This is a genomic window from Raoultibacter massiliensis (genome assembly GCF_900199545.1).
Taxonomy (GTDB): Bacteria; Actinomycetota; Coriobacteriia; order Coriobacteriales; family Eggerthellaceae; genus Raoultibacter; species Raoultibacter massiliensis.
The window spans coordinates 1,106,094-1,121,405 of the sequence record NZ_LT962671.1; the positions used below are offsets into that span (position 1 = coordinate 1,106,094).

Here is a 15,312-nt window from a genome sequence, read left to right on the forward strand (position 1 = left end):
GCTCACATCGATCCTATTCCGTCGCGCAGCCGCAGGCCGAGCGCTTCGCACAGATGCTCCCTTCCCACACGGGGGCATGCAGCCATATCGGCGATCGTGCGCGCAATGGAGAGCGTTTTAACGATGCTCCTTCCGCTCATCTGATGCAGCGCAGCCATGTCTTTGAGAAACCTTTCGTCTTCGCTGCGAAGCCCACATGCAGCGATCACCGATTGCCCGGCCTGCGCGCCTTCGGCCCGACGTTTCCTTTCCTGCGCAAAGCAGCGCGCATCGGCAACACCCGCCCGAAGCGCTTCGGAATCGGTCCCGCCCTTAGCACCCAGCACCATATCGGGTGAAGCGCGCCACACGTCGATATGGATGTCGATGCGATCCATCAACGGTCCCCCGATGCGCCCCTGGTAGTTCCTGATCTGAGCTGCGGAACACGAACAGCGGTTTCCCACATCCCCGAAGTACCCGCAGGGACAGGGATTCGCCGCCGCAACGAGCATGAACCGCGCCGGGAACACGACGCTGCCCTCGGCGCGCGTCACTGCGATCCGCCCCGATTCGATCGGTTGGCGGATGGCCTGCAGAACCGAAGGCTTGAATTCGGACACTTCGTCGAGAAATAGCACGCCCCCCGTTGCAAGCGAGATCTCGCCAGGTCGCAACGGCGATCCGCCGCCGACAAGGCCCGCCATGCTCGCCGAGTGGTGGGGCTTGCGAAACGGGCGCTCGCCTGCAAGTATCGGTCCGATATCTTCGCCGGCAACCGAATGGACAAGCGCTGTTTCGATCAGCTCGGCTTCAGACAGGGGAGGAAGGATCGAGGGCAACCGCGACGCGAGCATGGTTTTCCCCGAACCGGGAGGCCCCATCATGAGCACGCCATGGGCTCCCGCCGCCGCAATCTGCAACGCGCGCTTCGCCGCCTCGTGTCCCGCCACATCCGAATAGTCCGACGAACATCCCTTGGACGCACGGCCCCGCATGACCGGCTTCGCGAATACGCCGTTCGCACAGCTCGATAGGCTGGCCACAATCCTGCATTCGAGGTTCTCCATCGAAACGAGTCCGTCGTCAGGCTGGGCGCATATGAGGGAGAGGCCCTGGTTTTTCGCGCAAAGCTCGAATGCCAGCATGCCTTTGACCGCGCGGACATCGCCTTCGAGCGAAAGCTCCCCTACGCACAGGCTTCCGTCGATAAGCGTCGCATCGATCTGGCGCGTCGCCACGAGTATCCCCAGTGCAATCGGCAAATCGAATCCCGATCCCGCTTTCTTCAGCGACCCGGGCGCAAGGTTGACAACCACCTTTTCGGCGGGCATGCGAAACCCGCAGGCCCTGATTGCCGCCCGAACCCGCTCGCGGGCCTCCTGGATGGCGGCGTCGGGCATGCCGACGATGGAAAACGAAGGCATCCCGCTGCCTACGAACACCTCGACCGCAACGGGAACCGCCTCGACGCCCCTGATCGTCGCACCCCATACGCTGTACTGCGCCTGCATCGCCGAACCCGGCTATTCGCCAAGAGAGAACGCGTTTGCGTGGTGGCGCAGAAACGCACGGTCGCTTCCGATCGCAAGGATCGACACGACATCGAATCTCACCGCTATGTCTACGGCGTCGTAGGCGGCAAGATACGATGCCGCAATGCGCTCGTAGCGTTCGCGCTTCTTCCTGTCGACCGCCTCTTCGGGAAGCCCCTTATCTATGTTCGAGCGCGTTTTAACCTCGACGAAGACAAGCACATCGTCATCCTGGGCGATGATGTCGGCTTCGCCGGCCGAACACGTCCAATTGCGCTCGAGTATTTCAAATCCCCTCTTTTCAAGGAAGCGTGCGGCGGCCTCCTCCCCGCGCCTCCCGAGCTCGATGTTACGGCTCGTCTTCCTTCCTTCGCATGCTTCGTCCCTGAACGTCTCTTCGTTGCCGAGCGCACTCTCGTCGACGATCGCCTCCCCCTTTGCGAACGCATCCTCGCCAGCCGCTTCGGCCGAACTCCCAAACACCTGTTTCTCCGCAATTGTCTCGGTCACCATTTCGGCTCCTATCCTTTATCGGGAAAGCCATGCTAGCGCGCACGTCTTTCACTATCGGGAAGCCAAGAGGGCTGATCGAAGCATCGGCAGCGTCCGGTTCGGGATCTCGTTTCGTGCCGCTCCCCCCGTAAACCTTGCAAGATTTCCGCATCTTTCATACGGGAACCGGAACCCAGAGCGACCGATCCGCAGCGGAGGCAGGCGCAAGCGAAGGCTCGCCCCGACACCGATCGGAAAAATGGGGCGATACGAGAAATAAAGCGCAGATTCCGAAGAACCTTGCGCGAAGCCGCTCTGGATGACGGCGTTTCCTAAAAGAGCGTTTCCTGGGTGAAAGCGGTGCAGAACGATTTTCTATGCAGCGGACACAACCCCTGCTCTTTGATCGCATCGATGTGATCCTTGCTGGCATAGCCCTTGTTCGCATCGAATCCGTAAGCAGGATACGTCTCGGCCCATCGGCGCATTATCCCATCGCGCTCGACTTTCGCAACGATCGATGCGGCGGCGATCGACGCGCACTTGGCATCTCCCTTGATCACGTTTACCTCGCGCGAATCGAGATGCATCGGATTGCCGTCGAGCAGAATCGCATCGACGGATACGCCCTGCCCCTCGATGGCTCCGATCGCTTTGAGGAAGGCGAACCGCAGCGAAGCGGTCATACCCACCGCATCGATGGACTCGGGTTCGACATGCTGCACCGTCCAGGCGAGGGCGATTTCCTTTATTTGCGCGGCCAGCTCTTCGCGATGCTGCGCCGTCAACTGCTTGGAATCGTTCAATCCGGGTATCCGGGGTTTGGGCGGCAGGACAACCGCCCCTACGGTGAGCGGTCCGGCCACAGGTCCTCGGCCCACCTCGTCAAGACCGACCGCGATGCCTCCGCCGGCAAGCTCCCGCTCAAGCGAATACAGCCCGTCGATGCGCGCAGCTTCTGCCGCTTCGGCTTCAAGCCGGCGACGCGCCGTTTCAATGGCGCTCAGAACGCCTTTCCTCGTATCGGCGACGAGCGAGCGCTCGAGCACGGCGAATTCGGCTGCATCGGCTTCTTGAAGTCGTTTTCGTATGTCGGCTACGGTCTGGTTCATAGGTCTCAGTATATCGGAAGCACGGGTGCGCGAGGCAGACGTCCACGGAAAGGAGCGCACTTTGCCCGCCTCGGGCGGCTTCTTTGAAACCGCAGCTCTTCCGCCACATGGGCGCAACCCGTTTTCCGAAGATAAAAAGACCCCTTGCGGGGTCTTTTCGATTCCTTGGATCCTGCAAGGTTAGTTGTAGGCTTTTTCCTTGATCTTAGCAGCCTTGCCCACCTTGTTGCGCAGATAGTACAGCTTGGCACGGTTCACATCGCCCTTGCGCATGACCTCGATCTTCTCGATCTTCGGCGAATGCACCGGGAAGGTGCGCTCGACGCCGATGGAGAAGCTGATCTTGCGGACGGTGAACGTCTCGCGGTTGGAAGCGCCATGACGACGGATGACATCGCCCTGGAACACCTGGATGCGCTCGCGGTTGCCCTCGGTGATGCGGTAGTGGACTTTCACGTTGTCGCCCACATTGAAGTCAGGGATGTCCTGCTTGATCTGCTGTTGTTCGATAGCGCGAATGATGTCCATGTTTGTTTCCTTCTTATATACTCAACAAAAGCTTACTGTTCGGTGCTTAGGTAAAGACACGATCAGTTAGTATATCGCCACTTGCGATCAGGCGCAAGAGAAATTCACAAGCAATCTGGAAGCAATCCGAGACAACCGGCAAACCGCCCCTTCGGCAGCGAGCGATGAGTCGGACGAGAGGACGACGAAACCGGCATCCAGCACAGTGCTGCATCGCCTCGCCCAGCATGCGATCCGAGACCGGATGCTTCCATCAAATCCACGGCGAAAATACGCCGCACGCCTGACGATCCGCTTGCTTTTTCCCAGCTGCGCGCCGGCTCATTATTTAGTAGGATATCCTCAGGCTTGTTCTCAGGCTTGCCCCCAAGAGAAAGCGACGGTGCCCATGACCAAGCAGAACCCCTCATCCCTCCCCCTCGCTTCCCCCGCGCCCGAAAACGCACCCGGCACGCCGCCTTGGCAGGGTTCTCAAAAGAAGCCTTCGCCGGAGGCGCGCCTTTCGAAGAAAACATGGCTGCTCATCGTATTGTTGTCGTTCGTCGGACAGGTGGCTTGGGCGCTCGAGAACAACTTCTTCAATCTGTTCATCCAAGATGTGTTCAACGCATCGCTTTCCGATGTCGCACTCATGGTTTCCGCTTCGGCTCTCACCGCCACGGCAACCACCCTCTTCGTGGGCGCATGGTCCGATCGCGTCGGAAAGCGCAAAGCGTTCATCGGCGTCGGCACGATCCTCTGGGGTATTTCGATCATCGTGTTCGCCTACCTGCAAACCATATCGATTGCGCTCGCGGGCACTACGGCGGCGGCGATGGCCCTCGGCGTTACGCTTACCATCGTCTTCGATTGCGTCATGACCTTCTTCGGAAGCCTCGCAAACGATTCGTGCTTCAACGCGTGGGTAACCGATATCACCACCGAAAAGAACCGCGGCAAGGTCGAGGGCGTGAACTCCGCCATGCCGCTGCTTGCGATGCTCGCGGTGTTCGGCGGTGCGATGTTTCTCATGATCGTGCGGCCCGACGGCACGGTTACCTACGATTACCCCCTCTTCTTCCTCATCATCGGCTGCGCGGTGATCGCGCTCGGCATCGTCGTGCTCGCCCTCATGCGGGATTCGTCCCCCGAACGCAGGGAGACGGGGGGATATCTCGCAAGCGTGTTCTACGGCTTCAAACCGAGCTCTCTGAGCGAGAACAAGACGCTGTACCTGGTGCTGCTTTCCTACCTCGTTTTCGCCACTGCTCTGCAGGTATTCATGCCCTACTACGTTCTCTATCTGAGACTTCCCTATGTTCTTGGCGAAAGCTACGTGTTCGTTATGGCGCCCGGCATCGTGATCGCCGCGATTTTCACCATCTTCTACGGCAAGCGCGTCGATCGGCACGGGTTCTTGCGCTCGGTCATCGCTCCCTTGGTTCTATTCGTAGTCGGTTGCATGGTGCTCGCCCTGTTGAACGGCATGGCGTTCGTATTCGTCGGGTCGGTGCTCATGCTGTCTGGCTACCTCGGCGCCGTCGCCTGCTTCGGAGCCGAGGTGCGCAACAACACGCCCGCAGGCTACGTCGGGCTGTTCCAAGGAGTGCGCATCTTCATGGTGGTGCTCATCCCCATGCTCGTCGGCCCGTGGATCGGATCGCTTGTAAGCGCCTCGTCGGATGCGGTCGGCTTCGGCGTGGTAGGCGACGGGTTCACCCCCTCTTCGCTGATCTTCCTCGCTGGCGCCATCGTCGCCCTCTTCACGTTCGCCGTGCTTCTGCTGGTTCGCAGACGGCAATCCGAGAAAGCGTAGGGCCATGCTCGATATCAAACGCATCCTCGCAAGCGCGCCCCGCAAGCCCGAATCAGCGCAGCCCCGCACGCTCTACACCGTATGGGGAGAGCGCATCGTCGAAGGCGAGACCCCCGAGTGCGCGCATCCCCACCCACAGTTCGAAAGGAAGAGCTTCCACTCGCTCGACGGCTGGTGGGAGTGCTGCTTCGTGCAGACGAAAGATGCTGCGGCCTCGTTGCATGCAGCCGTCGCGCCAAGCACCTTCGACAGGCGCATACGCGTGCCGTTTTCCCCCGAGGCTCCCCTGTCGGACGTCGGCAGGCGCCTCGAGCCAAACGAACTGCTCTGGTACAGAAGGCACTTCGAAGCGCCCGCCGAGCTGTTCTCGCAACCCGATGCGCGCCTCATCCTGCACTTCGAAGCAGTCGACTACGCTTGCGTATGCTTCGTAAACGGCAACCGTGCAGGGTCGCACGTCGGCGGATACCTGCCGTTCTCCTTCGATATCACGCCTCTGCTTGTGCGGGGTGAAAACGAGATAACCCTGTGCGTGCACGACCCGAGCGATGCGGGAGTGCAGCCGCGTGGGAAGCAGAAACTCGAGCACGGCGGCATCTGGTACACGGCGCAAAGCGGTATATGGCAGCCGGTCTGGTACGAAATCGTGCCTTCGAGCCGCATGGAATCGCTTGCCATCGACGCCCGGGCTGATTCGGGGCAGCTCGAACTTACCGTAACCCTGCGCGACGAATACCCATCATGCGGCACCGCAGCAGCAGGCGCCCTTCGGGTCCGCTTGCTCGACGGCGATATTGAAGTCGGAAGCGCCCAAGCAGATGCCCCCCGGCCGGGCTCGCCGGATGCCCGCGAGGGGCTCGCGCATCGCCGCAGCGCAACGCTTGCCATCGATGTGGAAAGCCCGCACCTCTGGAGCCCTGAAGACCCGCACCTGTACAAGCTTGAACTCACTTACGGGCGCGACGAGGTTTCAAGCTATTGCGCGTTTCGAAGCATTTCGATCGAACGTGACGAGCGCGGCGTTTCACGCCTGTGCATCAACCATGCGCCCGTCTTCCTCAGGGGTGTTCTCGATCAAGGCTACTGGCCCGACGGCCTTATGACGGCGCCCTCCGACGAAGCGCTTTCCTTCGATATAGAAACGGCGCAAGCGCTCGGTTTCACCATGATGCGCAAGCACATCAAGGTCGAAAGCGACCGCTGGTACTACCATTGCGATAGGCTCGGCATGCTCGTGTGGCAGGACATGATCAATGGCGGATCTCCCCTCAGCGCATGGCATACCAGCTACAAGCCAACGTTTTTCCGCTGCTCATGGGGCCGCTTTCCCGATGACACGCCGAAGGGGCGCTCGGCGCTCTCCTCTGAAAGCGCCGAGTACCGCGCAGAATGGAACGACACCTGCAAAGGGATCGTCTCGCACCTGCGAAACCATCCATCGATCATCACCTGGGTTCTCTTCAACGAGGGGTGGGGGCAGTTCGATGCGCGCGAGGCAACCGACCTGGTTCGCGCGCTCGATCCCACCCGAACGATCGACGCGGTCAGCGGATGGTACGATCAGGCATGCGGCGATTTCCTCAGCGTTCACAACTACTTCCGCCCGCTCGAGGTCTACGATGATGCGACTTGTCCGCACAGAGCGTTCGTCATATCGGAATTCGGCGGGCTCAGCTTCCACCTGCCTCGGCACAGCGTTCTCGAAACATCCTACGGATACGGCTCTCTCGACGACATCGTTTCGTTCGAAGCGGCCGTCCGCGATGCGCTCGAACAGGCCGACCGACTCGAACGAGACGGCCTTGCCGGCTTCGTCTACACGCAGCTGGCCGATATCGAGGAAGAGACGAACGGGCTTCTGACCTACGATCGTCGCGTGAACAAGCTCGACAACGGGAGGAGCGCGCAATGAGGTTTCCCGCATCCACCGAATCCCACCTGCTCGGTCTTTTGGATGAACGCTTCGGCGCAATCGGACGAAGCCGTAGCGACAATGCAGCAAAAACCCTGGTCTGCGCATCTGCGCCAGGGCGCATCGAACTTGCCGGCAACCACACCGATCATCAAGGCGGAAAAACCATCGCCGCCGCCATCGAACACCGCGCCTACGCCATCGCGCGCGCAAACGGCACCGGCTCCATCCGCGTTTTCATGGACGGCTTCGGAAGCTTCTGCATGGGTCTAGACGACCTCGAAGCCAAAGCCGGCGAACTCGGAACACCCGCATCCCTTATACGCGGCATGGTCGCCGCATACTCCCGAGCGGGCGGCACCCTGCGCGGGTTCGACGCCGTAAGCTGCTCTGATATCCCTGTCGGCCGCGGGCTTTCTTCCTCGGCCGCATTCGAGGTGCTCATGGGAGTTTTGCTCCGAGCCCTGTGCACCCGCCACGACGAAACCCCCGCAAGATGCGAGATGATCTTTTCCAGGCAAGAGCTTACGGCGATAGCTCTTGAGGGCGCGCAGGTCGAGCAGGCGTATTTCGGGAAACCCAGCGGATCGCAAGATCAACTCGCTTGCGCCCACGGCGGCGTGGCGGCCATGGATTTCTCAAGCGATCCCCCGCGCATCTCTCCCATCGCGTTCGACGCCGAGTCCTTCGGCTACGCGCTCTGTCTGATCGACAGCCGCTGCGACCATTCGGCCCACACCGACGAATACGCCGCCGTACCCGCAGACATGCAGGCAGTCGCCCGGCTCTTCGACGGAATCACACTTCATGATGTGGGTGAACGTGCTTTTTTCGACGGGTTCGCAACCGCTCGCGAGCGCCTTGGGGATCGGGCTGCCTTGCGCGCACTGCACTATTTCGAGGAAACGAAGCGCGCGGGGATGCAGCAAGAAGCGCTTCGATCGGGTGACTTCACAAGGTTTCTCAGCCTCGTTCGCGAATCGGGCGCCTCGTCCGCCCAATTCCTGCAAAACGTTTCTGCGCGCTCGGACCGCACGGGGAAAAGCCAACCCGCCATGGTCGTTTTGGCACTGTGCGCACACCTGCTCGACGGAGCAAGAACCTCTCGGGGCGCATATCGCATCCACGGCGGCGGATTCGGTGGAAGCGTTCTTTCCATCGTGGAGGCAAAAGAAGCCGACCGCTTCATGAAGGCGATGGATGCGCTGCTCGGGTACCGTGCCTGCATTCCCGTTGCAATCAGCCCCGAAGGCGCCTCGGTAAAGCGGGTCGACCGATGACGGATCCCTTGATCGAACCGGCCCTTCAATCCAAAGCGCGCACCCCGCTGCCAACCGACGACGCACCCGAAACGGTACGCAAGGTCTTCCGAACCCTGCTTGCGCGCAATTCCGAGGAAGCAACCGCGTACCTCTACGAGCTGGGCACCGCAAGCGGCTACATCGACAGGCAGGCCCTTGCCCGAAACATCCGCTGGACGAGCGAGGAAGCATACGGTGTGCTCGAGTGCACCATCAACCTCGCGAAACCCGAGAAAGACCCGCGCAGCATCGCACAAGCCGCCCGATCGGAAAAACTGCGTTCCGCCTCGCCTGCAAGCCCCGGGCAACCGCCCCTGTGCGACCTCTGCTGGGAAAACGAGGGCTATGCTGGCTCGCCCGAACATCCCGCAAAACCAGGACTCCGAATAGCGCCCATCACGCTCGGAGGCGAACCCTGGGGCCTCCAATACTCCCCATACGCGTACTTCACCGAACATTGCATTGCCCTGAGCAGGGACCATCGCCCCATGAAGATCGATGCCTCCGCATTCGATCGGCTGCTCGATTTTGTAGATGCTTTCCCGTTTTACTTCATAGGATCGAATGCCGATCTGCCCGTAGTAGGCGGATCGATTCTCGCACACGACCACTTCCAAGGAGGGCGCCACACGTTCCCGCTCATGAAGGCAGGTATTCGCGGCGAGTTCGGGTTAGCGGATTTTCCCGACGTTCGTTTCGCCATCGTCGATTGGCCCGCCTCAACGATTCGCCTCGCATCAGACGATCGGAAACAGCTCGCACATGCAGCTGAAAGGGTGCTTGCCGTTTGGCGGGACTTCTCTAACGAAGCGTGCGGCATCGCGGCGTTTTCGGGTCCGATCCCGCACAACACGCTCAACCCCATCGTGCGCAAGACGGGGCCGACCTACCGCATGGAGCTCGTGCTTCGCAACAACCGAACCGATGCCGAACATCCTTGGGGGATTTTCCATCCCGCCGAACACCTTCATCACATCAAGAAGGAGAACATCGGCCTCATAGAGATCATGGGGCTCGCCGTACTGCCCCCTCGCCTGGCGAGCGAGCTTCCCGCCGTGCAAAAGGAGCTGGTCGACGCTGCGCGCCGCAACCTGGCAACCCGCGATCTCGAAAACCGGCTGCTCGCCCAATCGCTCACCTCATCCCATGCAACCTGGGCCGCAGATATCTACACCCGCCGGCAGGAAGAGCTTTTGAGTTGCGAGGGGCCGTATCCACGCGGGAACGAAAAGGAATCGGCTGACGGATCGCGTGTGCTCGTTTCGCCGCACCCTGCATCCAGTACGCAACCCGACCGCATTCCTTCCGAAACGCCCGAACCCACGCGCGGAGAGCCTTCCGGTTTCGGGCTTCACCCCGTCATCAAACAGGAAGTCGCGCACGCTTTCACGACCATCCTCGAAACCACAGGCGTATTCAAGCAAACCGCCCAGGGAGATGCAGGTTGGGATTCCCTTATCGAAGCGCTCGGTAAAACGCACCGGGAGCAGCAAAAACCGACGTCGTAGGCCACCGCACCCGAAACTCGCCCAAAGCTGCGGCTGCGGCTGCGGCTGCGGCTGCGGCTGCGGCTGCGGCTGCGGCTGCATAAAGCATAGTGCATCTCGCCACGATTCGCCCGAAACTCGCTTGAACCTTACGCGAATCAACCGAAAACCCAACGCATTTTCTATCCAAATCTTACACGAGTTTTTTCATCATACCTGATCAATAACGTTATTTCTCATCCTTTTCAGTCGCCGTCCGTGTTATCCTCTGCCCATGCCGATCATATTGTGCGACATATCTTCACTCGAGTACTGGCGCCACCGCAGCGCACGCGACCTTGCTGACGAACCGCGCTCCGTTATGCTGCGCGGCAATTCGGGCCGCACGGACAAACCAACCTCAGCTCAGATCGATGCCCTCCTCGAAAGAGAGTTTTCTTTTCTTTCGCGACCCGTTCATCTTCTTGTTCCAAATGAAAGAACCCGCTGCAGAGACGAGCGCGTTTTCTGTCACACGCGGCCAAGCGAAATACCATGCAACTCCTTCATCCAGGCATCGGAGGATATTTTCGTTTATCGCCCGGAACCCACATTCATCCAGACTGCGAGAAAGCTCCCGGTCTCCCTTGCCACGCTGATCGGCCTCGAACTGTGCGGAACCTATCGATTGCCCGTCGGAGGCCATGTTACCCAGTACCAAGTTCCTCCTTTAGCCTCGATTCAGTCGCTTCGACAATACGCAGAAAGGGCCCGCGGAATGTACGGGACGACCAATGCGAAGCGAGCTCTGCAATACGTTATCGACGGATCCGAATCGCCCATGGAGTCAAAGCTTTACGAACTCCTATGTTTCTCCAAGAGAATAGGGGGACGCGGACTGAGCAAACCGAACCTCAACCACAAGCTTGCCACAACGGAATCGTTCAGAAGGGCAACCGGCAAGAAGAGCCTGAGATGCGATTTGTTCTGGCCCGAATACAACATCGCAGTCGAGTACGACAGCAGCGAACACCACACGGGGCCAGACAACATCGCCGACGACGCAACGAGGCGCGCCGCACTCGCAAGCCTTGGCATCAAAGTAGTCACCGTAACCAATCGCCAGGTCAAACGAATCGTCGAGTTCGATGTGGTTGTCGAGCTTCTTGAAAAGCTGATGCTCAAAAGGAAGCGGCCCACCAGCAGGCAATGGAGGCATAAGGAACTCGAGTTGAGATCGACCATACTCCCTTACGGAGCCTCCTGCGATCCCCTGTAACCAAGGTGGGAAGAAAACCGCAATCGACCTTCCTCTGGAAAATCGCCCCCAAAATGGCGGTCAAGGCAAGCTTCTGTCAATTTCGAGGCTCGCAAAATGATCCTCTTTCCGCGTTTGCGCAGGTCACGGATTTCGCGACAGCGAAATAACACGGAAAAGCACCCGAAACCGTGCCGTTTCGCTACAGAAGCTTGCCTTGACCGCCATTTTAGATAGGTTTTTCAGAAAGGAAGTGCTTCCATTTACGCTGAGCTGAGGCAGGCCGCCCGCCACTCTGCATTTCGCCGAGAAGGACGCCCCGGACGCTGCCTTTGGACGCCGCTCTCGGACCGCATCGGCTACCGCCCTTGGAAGCCGTCTCGAACGCCGCCCTCGAATGCCCCGCCCTTGGAAGCTCCCGTATGCCGTTCGCGCGAGATGTCGTACGTCTTTAGATCAAAAGCAACAGCGCGTAGGCGACAACGCCCGCTATCGCACACCAGAGAAGCGATTTTGTCTTCAAGCCGACAACCACGACGATCGCCGCCGCCAACAAAGGCGCCGCTGCCGGCCACAAGCCCGCGTCGAACATCCCGGGTGTCAGCAGATCGTTGGCGACAAGCGCAGCGAATGCGGCAGGGGGGATGAATCCGAGCGCTTGGCTTACCCCTTCGGGCAGCTCTTTTCCTTTGAGTAGGAAAAGAGGCACCACGCGGCAAACGAGCATCGAGCCCGCACAGCAGGCGAACACAATGAGAAAATCAGACCAATTCATCGCAGTCATCGCTGCCTCACCCGTGTAAACACCATGGCGGCCACCACGCCGGCGATCGCGCCGATCAGAATCGCAGGGCCCGAAAGGCCCACCGCTTTGCACGCGAACACCCCGACCATGGCAACGCCTACGGCTATGCCGTTTGCGACGGTGACCTTCTGAGTGCACAGCAGGCAGATGAAAATGGAAGTCATGGCGAACGAGGCGATGGCCAGCGGTATCCCGATCGCATTGCCCACCAGCACGCCGACTACGTTCGAAAGGGCCCAGGAAGCCTGCGAGAACAGGTTCACCATCGTGGCCCGCCCGACCGACCATTCGCCCTCTTCGAACTTGGCCATGTTCACGCCGTAGCTCTCATCGGTTACCGTCGCCGCAAACAGAAACGAGACGCGCTTGCGCGTCTTCGCGCACACCTTGGCAAACGATGCGCTGTACAGCATCTGCCGTGTATTGACAAGCGAAACCGAAGCCACGATCGAAGCGATGGGCGCTCCTGCCAGCCACATGTTTGGAATCATGAACTGACCGGCTCCCGAATAAAACAGGGCGGAAAGCAGAAATACCTGCAAGGCATCCAGCCCGATCGACGAGCACAGGATTCCGCAGGGTATGCCGATGGCAACGTATCCGAGCATGATCGGAAACGCTGCATTGAGCGATTGTCGTATGTGTTCCTGAGATGGCATAACCTGCATGATTATAGCGATTCCCAGACCCGTTGTAAGCCCCCGAACCGCAAAACTTTTCAGGGACGCGTATCGCAGAAGGCCCAATCAGCGATGAAGCGATTGGGGGACGAACAGATCCTGATACAGGCTTTTCGCGAAACGGTCCGTCATGCCGGCAACGTAATCCGTTACCGCACGCAGATCATCGCCGTCCGATATCGCTCGATACTCTTGGGGAACCTCGTCTATATGCTCCACATAGTAATCGAACAGGTCGCCGATGAGATGCATGGCTTTGCGGACCTCGGCCATGACGACGGGAGCCATGTACACGCGATCGAACAGAAACCGGCGAAGCTCGCTCATGGCGTCCCACACCCCTTCGCTCAGAGCGATGTCGTCGCGGGCGGCGGATGTCTCGACCATATCGAGTACCAAGGTTTGGATCCGCGAGGAATGATCCGGGCCGAGCACCTCATGCGTAGAGGCGGGGAGATCCGATTCCCGCAGAACGCCCGCACGTATGGCATCGTCGATATCATGGTTGACGTAGGCGATGCGGTCGGCTGTCGCCACGATACGGCCCTCGTAGGTTTCGGCCCGCAACGAACCGGTGTGGCAGATGATCCCGTCTCGGACTTCCGGCGTGAGGTTCAACCCCTTGCCGCCGTTCTCGATCACCTCGACTACGCGCAGGCTCTGCTCGTTGTGCCGGTACAGCAGGTTTCCCTCGGAGCCGTCGATGCGCACCCCCCGATGCCGGGCGATGCACATCGAAAGCGCCTCCTCCCCCGTATGGCCGAACGGCGTATGCCCGAGATCGTGCCCGAGGGCGATCGCCTCGGTCAAATCTTCGTTCAGTCCGAGGGCTCTCGCTATCGTGCGGGCAATCTGCGAAACCTCGAGCGTGTGGGTGAGCCTCGTTCTAAAGTGGTCGCCCTCGGCAGCAAGGAACACCTGGGTTTTATGGGAAAGGCGGCGAAACGATTTCGTATGGAGGATCTTATCGCGGTCGCGCTGGTAATCGTTACGCAGAATATCGGGCTCCGTCGAGCGCGCCCTGCCCTCGCTTTCGTCGGCGAACGAAGCCTCTTCCGAAAGCGTCTCGTGCTCGCGCTGCTCCTGGTTTTCGCGGTAGATGATATGCATGCCGCCTCCTTGCGCTCGATCCGGGCACAAACCGTTTTCGTCAGTGTAGCAGATCAACGAGATCCGAGCCGCATTCGTGCAGATCCGATCAGGACGCCCGTTCAACACCTTGCACTTCGCGCCTCCTGATCCTCGCTTTCTGCCAGGCGCTTTACTTCCTCTTCGTCTTGCTTATTCCGAACATGCGCGATCCGCCTCCATGATGGAGCTTGGCGCAAACACCCCGCGCTCGGTGACGATCGACGAGATAAGCTCAGCGGGCGTCACGTCGAAGGCGGGGTTGTACACAGAGACCCCCTCGGGAATGCACGGCGAAACCTCTGAGGGGTCGCGCTCTTCGATGGGTATCTCAGCGCCGCACGAAAGCGCCATGTCGAGCGTCGACGCCGGGGCGGCGACGTAGAAAGGGATCCCATGATGGCGCGCGAGCACGGCAAGGCCGTAGGTTCCTATCTTGTTGGCCGTATCGCCGTTTGCGCAGATGCGATCCGCCCCGACGATAACGGCATCGATCTTCCCGGCAGCCATGACCGAGGCCGCCATGGAGTCGCAGATGAGCGTGCACGGCACGCCTGCCCGACCAAGCTCCCACGCCGTAAGCCGCGCGCCCTGCCCGACCGGGCGGGTCTCATCGGCGTACACCCTCTCGATTTTGCCCTGCTCGAATGCCGAGTACACAACGCCCAGGGCAGTGCCGTAAAACGCCGTTGCCAAACTTCCTGCATTGCAGTGCGTCAGGACGCGGCTTCCCCTTCCCAAAAGCGCAGCCCCGTACATGCCGATCGCACGGTTCGCCGCTTCGTCTTCCTCTATCATGGCCTGCACATCGCCTGCAAGCAGCTTTGCAACATCGCGGGCGGATACCGATTCGCATGCGGCCTCGCGCGCACAGCTCAGAGCACGCTCGACGCCCCACGCGAGGTTCACTGCAGTTGGACGCGCAGAGGATACGCTGGATGCGATCGTCTCGAGTTCGGAGACCAGGCATGCCGAAGAGGTAGCCTCGGATTCGTTTGCCGCGTACAAGGCCAGGGCGGCCGCACCGCTCACGCCGATGGCGGGAGCGCCGCGAACGGCCAGCGTCTGTATGGCTTCTATCATTTCTTCGCACGTCATCACATCCCGATAGACCAACGATTCGGGCAGACGCCGTTGATCGACGATGCGCACGGCCAATGCGCCGCCGTCCGCGCGGGCAAGCGCGATGCTGCGAGGCAGATTCTCTACTCCCATGGGTCCCTCCATTAGCTTCGATGCCATCAGAGTATACTCGATAGGCCGCATCGGCGCACGTGCTGCGCAAAGCCCGAATCGCCTCGAATACGACATCGCGTGCAAA

The 15,312-nt window shown here is 60.2% G+C and carries 13 protein-coding genes; 5 read left to right on the forward strand and 8 right to left on the reverse strand.

Annotated features, from left to right (window positions below):
- Positions 1 to 2 precede the first annotated feature (2 nt).
- From C1719_RS08935 to rplS, 4 genes are all read right to left on the reverse strand, one after another.
- The gene (locus tag C1719_RS08935) at positions 3 to 1,493 is read right to left on the reverse strand and encodes a YifB family Mg chelatase-like AAA ATPase (protein ID WP_102374783.1); all 1,491 of its coding nucleotides are present in this window, start codon (positions 1,491 to 1,493) and stop codon (positions 3 to 5) included.
- A 12-nt stretch (positions 1,494 to 1,505) separates the two neighbouring features.
- Positions 1,506 to 2,027: a YraN family protein gene (locus C1719_RS08940; RefSeq protein WP_102374784.1), complete on the reverse strand. Its 522-nt coding sequence runs from the start codon at positions 2,025 to 2,027 to the stop codon at positions 1,506 to 1,508.
- A 311-nt stretch (positions 2,028 to 2,338) separates the two neighbouring features.
- On the reverse strand, positions 2,339 to 3,118 hold the full coding sequence (locus C1719_RS08945) for a ribonuclease HII (RefSeq protein WP_102374785.1): 780 nt from the start codon (positions 3,116 to 3,118) through the stop codon (positions 2,339 to 2,341).
- Positions 3,119 to 3,298: 180 nt separating this feature from the next.
- Positions 3,299 to 3,646: a 50S ribosomal protein L19 gene (rplS, locus tag C1719_RS08950; protein WP_102374786.1), complete on the reverse strand. Its 348-nt coding sequence runs from the start codon at positions 3,644 to 3,646 to the stop codon at positions 3,299 to 3,301.
- Positions 3,647 to 4,034: 388 nt separating this feature from the next.
- Here rplS and C1719_RS08955 point away from each other — a divergent pair, with 388 nt between their 5' ends.
- The 5 genes from C1719_RS08955 to C1719_RS08980 all read left to right on the forward strand — a co-directional run bounded on the left by C1719_RS08955 (position 4,035) and on the right by C1719_RS08980 (position 11,399).
- On the forward strand, positions 4,035 to 5,441 hold the full coding sequence (locus C1719_RS08955) for an MFS transporter (protein WP_102374787.1): 1,407 nt from the start codon (positions 4,035 to 4,037) through the stop codon (positions 5,439 to 5,441).
- 4 nt (positions 5,442 to 5,445) lie between these two features.
- Complete coding sequence (locus tag C1719_RS08960) at positions 5,446 to 7,353, forward strand: glycoside hydrolase family 2 protein (RefSeq protein ID WP_102374788.1); 1,908 nt, start codon at positions 5,446 to 5,448, stop codon at positions 7,351 to 7,353.
- Positions 7,350 to 8,633, forward strand: a complete 1,284-nt coding sequence (locus tag C1719_RS08965; RefSeq protein ID WP_102374789.1) for a galactokinase — start codon at positions 7,350 to 7,352, stop codon at positions 8,631 to 8,633. The genes C1719_RS08960 and C1719_RS08965 overlap by 4 nt, the downstream gene beginning before the upstream one ends.
- Positions 8,630 to 10,162 (forward strand): UDP-glucose--hexose-1-phosphate uridylyltransferase, encoded by a 1,533-nt coding sequence (locus C1719_RS08970; protein WP_102374790.1) that lies wholly within the window; start codon positions 8,630 to 8,632, stop codon positions 10,160 to 10,162. Before C1719_RS08965 ends, C1719_RS08970 begins: the two co-directional genes overlap by 4 nt.
- A 799-nt stretch (positions 10,163 to 10,961) precedes the next feature.
- Positions 10,962 to 11,399, forward strand: coding sequence for a PDDEXK family nuclease (locus C1719_RS08980; protein WP_146007874.1), 438 nt, complete (start codon positions 10,962 to 10,964; stop codon positions 11,397 to 11,399).
- A gap of 430 nt (positions 11,400 to 11,829) precedes the next feature.
- Here C1719_RS08980 and C1719_RS08985 read toward each other — a convergent pair whose 3' ends face one another.
- From C1719_RS08985 to mtnA, 4 genes are all read right to left on the reverse strand, one after another.
- The gene (locus tag C1719_RS08985; protein ID WP_102374793.1) at positions 11,830 to 12,162 is read right to left on the reverse strand and encodes an AzlD domain-containing protein; all 333 of its coding nucleotides are present in this window, start codon (positions 12,160 to 12,162) and stop codon (positions 11,830 to 11,832) included.
- Positions 12,159 to 12,842, reverse strand: coding sequence for an AzlC family ABC transporter permease (locus C1719_RS08990; protein WP_102376007.1), 684 nt, complete (start codon positions 12,840 to 12,842; stop codon positions 12,159 to 12,161). Before C1719_RS08990 ends, C1719_RS08985 begins: the two co-directional genes overlap by 4 nt.
- Positions 12,843 to 12,929: 87 nt before the next feature.
- Complete coding sequence (locus C1719_RS08995) at positions 12,930 to 13,973, reverse strand: deoxyguanosinetriphosphate triphosphohydrolase (RefSeq protein WP_102374794.1); 1,044 nt, start codon at positions 13,971 to 13,973, stop codon at positions 12,930 to 12,932.
- 171 nt (positions 13,974 to 14,144) lie between these two features.
- Complete coding sequence (gene mtnA / locus C1719_RS09000; RefSeq protein ID WP_245874456.1) at positions 14,145 to 15,206, reverse strand: S-methyl-5-thioribose-1-phosphate isomerase; 1,062 nt, start codon at positions 15,204 to 15,206, stop codon at positions 14,145 to 14,147.
- Positions 15,207 to 15,312 lie beyond the last annotated feature (106 nt).

What these genes read in the sequence shown, in the direction of transcription:
- C1719_RS08935 (WP_102374783.1), bottom strand. Translation starts at nt 1,493, where the DNA reads ATGCAGGCGCAGTACAGCGTATGGGGTGCGACGATCAGGGGCGTCGAG.
- C1719_RS08960 (WP_102374788.1), top strand. Translation starts at nt 5,446, where the DNA reads ATGCTCGATATCAAACGCATCCTCGCAAGCGCGCCCCGCAAGCCCGAA.
- rplS (WP_102374786.1), bottom strand. Translation starts at nt 3,646, where the DNA reads ATGGACATCATTCGCGCTATCGAACAACAGCAGATCAAGCAGGACATC.
- C1719_RS08955 (WP_102374787.1), top strand. Translation starts at nt 4,035, where the DNA reads ATGACCAAGCAGAACCCCTCATCCCTCCCCCTCGCTTCCCCCGCGCCC.
- C1719_RS08940 (WP_102374784.1), bottom strand. Translation starts at nt 2,027, where the DNA reads ATGGTGACCGAGACAATTGCGGAGAAACAGGTGTTTGGGAGTTCGGCC.
- C1719_RS08980 (WP_146007874.1), top strand. Translation starts at nt 10,962, where the DNA reads ATGGAGTCAAAGCTTTACGAACTCCTATGTTTCTCCAAGAGAATAGGG.
- C1719_RS08985 (WP_102374793.1), bottom strand. Translation starts at nt 12,162, where the DNA reads ATGACTGCGATGAATTGGTCTGATTTTCTCATTGTGTTCGCCTGCTGT.
- C1719_RS08945 (WP_102374785.1), bottom strand. Translation starts at nt 3,118, where the DNA reads ATGAACCAGACCGTAGCCGACATACGAAAACGACTTCAAGAAGCCGAT.
- C1719_RS08965 (WP_102374789.1), top strand. Translation starts at nt 7,350, where the DNA reads ATGAGGTTTCCCGCATCCACCGAATCCCACCTGCTCGGTCTTTTGGAT.
- mtnA (WP_245874456.1), bottom strand. Translation starts at nt 15,206, where the DNA reads ATGGGAGTAGAGAATCTGCCTCGCAGCATCGCGCTTGCCCGCGCGGAC.
- C1719_RS08990 (WP_102376007.1), bottom strand. Translation starts at nt 12,842, where the DNA reads ATGCCATCTCAGGAACACATACGACAATCGCTCAATGCAGCGTTTCCG.
- C1719_RS08970 (WP_102374790.1), top strand. Translation starts at nt 8,630, where the DNA reads ATGACGGATCCCTTGATCGAACCGGCCCTTCAATCCAAAGCGCGCACC.
- C1719_RS08995 (WP_102374794.1), bottom strand. Translation starts at nt 13,973, where the DNA reads ATGCATATCATCTACCGCGAAAACCAGGAGCAGCGCGAGCACGAGACG.